We start from the raw sequence: 3,404 nt of genomic DNA, 5'->3' as shown, positions 1-3,404 counted from the left end.
CCCCCCCCCGGGCGGGCGCCCCCCCGGCCCCCCCCCCGCGGGGCGCCGCGCGGGGTCCTCGTGGCGCCCCCCCCCCCCCCCCACTACCGGGCGTCATTCCTCTTCTTCCTCCGGCACCTCGTCCGCATTCAACGTGCGCGCCTTGCGCTTCGGTGCGGTGAACGGGGTCGGCGTCGGCACGCCCGGCAGCGCGCTGCCAAACACCATGTGCGCACCGGCGCGCAGGCTGCCACCGGCCATTTCCAGTTCGAAGCGCTCGGCATCACGCTCGCGGATCTGCTCGGCAATCTCGCGGGCGTCATCCTCATCCGCACCCAGCTCCACCAGTGCCGCCTGCCCGAACAGCAGCGCCGATTCGAACGTCTCGCGAATCTGGAAATCAACGCCGGCATGGATCAGCCGCAGCGAATGCTCGCGGTCGAACGAACGCACCAGCAGCTTGGCCTGCGGGAACTGATGGGCCACCAGTTCAACGATGCGGTCAGCATCCTCGGCATTGTTCACGCACACCGCGATCGCCCGCGCACTGCCCGCACCGGACGCATGCAGCACGTCCAGGCGCGTGCCGTCGCCGTAATAGATCTTGAAACCGAAGCGCTCGGCGTTGTGGATCATGTCCACGTCGTTGTCGATGATGGTCACGTCCACATCGCGTGCCAGCAGCGACTGGCTGGCGACCTGGCCGAAGCGACCGAAGCCGATCAGCAGCACGCTGCCAGACAAGCCATCGGCCTCGTCCACGCCTTCCATGTTCACCGTCGGCGTCGGCGCGAAGCGCTTGTAGACCAGCACCACCAGCGGGGTCAGCGCCATCGACAGCACCACCACCGCAGTGAAGTTGGCATTGATGTCCAGGCTGATCACACCGGCACTGGCAGCGGCCGAGAACAGCACGAAGGCGAACTCGCCGCCCTGTGCCATCAGCACGCCACGGTCCAGCGCCTGTGCGTGGTCGCTGCCCATGATGCGTGCGACCACATAGATGCACACCGCCTTGGCCGCCATCAGCGCCACCACCAGTCCGAGGATCATCGGCCAGTTGCCGGCCACCACGCCCAGGTCCAGCGCCATGCCCACGCTGAGGAAGAACAGGCCGAGCAGGATGCCGCGGAACGGCTCGATATCGGCTTCAATCTGGTGGCGGAAGGTCGACTCGCTCAGCAGCACGCCGGCCAGGAACGCGCCCATCGCCATCGACAGGCCGGACAACTGCATCAACAGCGCCGCGCCCAGCACCACCAGCAGCGCAGCGGCGGTCATCACCTCGCGCGCCTTCGATTCGGCCAGCAGGCGGAACAGCGGGTTGAGCAGGAAGCGGCCCACCAGCACCAGGCCGACGATGGCGCCGATGCCAATGGCCACCGACATCCAGCGCGAACCTTCACCAGCGACGGCGCCCGCGCTGGGTGCCATCCATGCCACCAGCGCCAGCAACGGCACGATCAGCAGGTCTTCAAACAGCAGGATCGAGACGATCTTCTGCCCGGACGGCAGCGCGATGTCGCCGCGCTCGGCCAGCAGCTGCATCACCACGGCGGTGGAGGTCAGCACGAAGCCGGTAGCGCCGATGAAGGCGACCTGCCAGGGCAACCCGAACAGCTTGGCGATGCTGGTCAGCACCAGCGCGCAGGTGACGATCTGCAGTGTGCCCAGCCCGAAGATTTCCTTGCGCAGGCTCCACAGGTGCGAGGGGCGCATTTCCAGGCCGATCACGAACAGGAACATGACCACGCCGAGTTCGGCGGTGTGCAGGATCGACTGCGGGTCGGAGAACCAGCCCAGGCCGAACGGACCGATCGCCAGGCCGGCAGCGAAGTAGCCCAGCACCGAGCCCAGGCCGAGCCGACGGAACAGCGGCACCATCACCACCGCTGCACCCAACAGGGCCACGACCTTGACCAGCTCGCTGGTCGCTGCTTCTACCGCCATGCGGTGTATTCCCCGGAATCGAAATCGGACTCAACGATAGAGCAATGCCGATGACGGCAATAGCATGTACGTTGCGTTTGATTGTCTTTCAGGTGGAACAACACAGGGCTCAACCCGATGGATCATCCCGAAACCGCGCGTGCTTCGGTAGGTGCCAACCTTGGTTGGCACGAGAGCGCCGACCAAGGTCGGCATCTACCAGGGCGCTCCCCCGACCGTTTCACCCGCTCCGGCAGAACGCGGCGTAATCGATATACCCGGGGAACGGTACGCCCGGCGCGCACACCGGGCACTGCGGGTCCGGGCCGATACCGGTTTCGCGGAAGCGCATGCCCAGCGCGTCGAAGCGCAGCAGCCGGCCAATCAGCGGCTCACCAATGCCCAGCAGCAGCTTCAGTACCTCGGTCGCCTGCAGCACCCCGGCCAGACCCGGCAGCACGCCCAGTACGCCCGCTTCGGAACAGTTCGGCGCGAATTCCGGCGGCGGCGGCTCCGGGAACAGGCAGCGGTAGCACGGCGCCACGCCGCGCTGGCGCCCGGCATCGAACACGCTCACCTGGCCATCGAAACGCTCGATCGCGGCATAGACCATCGGCTTCGCATGCTTGATGCAGGCATCGTTGAGCAGGTAGCGCAGCGGGAAGTTGTCCGACCCATCCAGCACCACATCCACGCCTTCCAGCAGGCGGTCCACGTTCTCCGAGGTGACACGCTCGGGCACCGCCTCGACCTCGATGGATGGGTTCAGCGCCAGCAGGCGCTCACGCGCCGAATCCACTTTCAGCTGGCCGACGCTGGCCTCGGTATGCACGATCTGCCGGTGCAGGTTGCTGCGTTCGACCCGGTCGTGGTCGGCGAAACGCAGGTGTCCTACGCCGGCGGCGGCCAGATAGAAGCCGGCCGGCGCGCCCAGCCCGCCCGCGCCGAGCACCAGCACCCGCGCCTGCTGCAGCCGGCGCTGGCCTGCCTCGCCCACCTGCGGCAGCAGCAGATGGCGCGAATAGCGGTCATAGAAATCGCGGTCGGCAGCACTGCTCAGCGGCTGCACCAGCGGCAGCGCCTGCTCGCGCCAGGCCACGGTGCCGCCGGCGACCGAGGCCACGTTGGTGTAGCCCGCATCCAGCAACGCCTGCGCTGCATCAGCCGAGCGCTTGCCGCTCTGGCAGATCAGCAGGATTTCCTGGCCCTGTGTGGGCAGGTGCGCGACCGGGTCTGCCAGCAGGTCAGCCTTGGCCACGCCGCGCGCGCCTTCGGCCATGCCGCCGGCCCGCTCGTGCGCTTCGCGCACATCGATCAGCACCGCACCATGGGCGAGACGCACGCGCGCCTGTTCAGGGGAAAGCTCTGGAATGCTCATGGCGCCATTATCGCGCAGGCCACGCCACGCGCGCCTTGACCGATATCCGCAGGCACGTGGTAGTGCCGGCCGCTGGCCGGCAACCTCATGAACATGACAGGCATCATCGGGTTGCCGG

At 67.5% G+C, this 3,404-nt stretch carries 2 protein-coding genes; both read right to left on the bottom strand.

Going from position 1 to position 3,404, the window contains the following annotated elements; genetic code table 11:
* Positions 1 to 93: 93 nt before the first annotated feature.
* Positions 94 to 1,929 (bottom strand): monovalent cation:proton antiporter-2 (CPA2) family protein, encoded by a 1,836-nt coding sequence (locus tag ACVOLJ_RS20825; protein WP_475279642.1) that lies wholly within the window; start codon positions 1,927 to 1,929, stop codon positions 94 to 96.
* Positions 1,930 to 2,149: 220 nt separating this feature from the next.
* Positions 2,150 to 3,286: a molybdopterin-synthase adenylyltransferase MoeB gene (gene moeB / locus ACVOLJ_RS20820; RefSeq protein ID WP_481564989.1), complete on the bottom strand. Its 1,137-nt coding sequence runs from the start codon at positions 3,284 to 3,286 to the stop codon at positions 2,150 to 2,152.
* Positions 3,287 to 3,404: the final 118 nt, after the last annotated feature.

The organism is Stenotrophomonas sp. STEN046, from assembly GCF_056759755.1.
The sequence above is the reverse complement of the archived record's forward strand: the minus strand, read 5'-3'. Positions and strand labels throughout refer to the sequence as shown.

Bases quoted from the DNA above. Each gene is read 5' to 3' on its own strand.
- ACVOLJ_RS20825 (WP_475279642.1), bottom strand. From the start codon at position 1,929: ATGGCGGTAGAAGCAGCGACCAGCGAGCTGGTCAAGGTCGTGGCCCTG.
- moeB (WP_481564989.1), bottom strand. From the start codon at position 3,286: ATGAGCATTCCAGAGCTTTCCCCTGAACAGGCGCGCGTGCGTCTCGCC.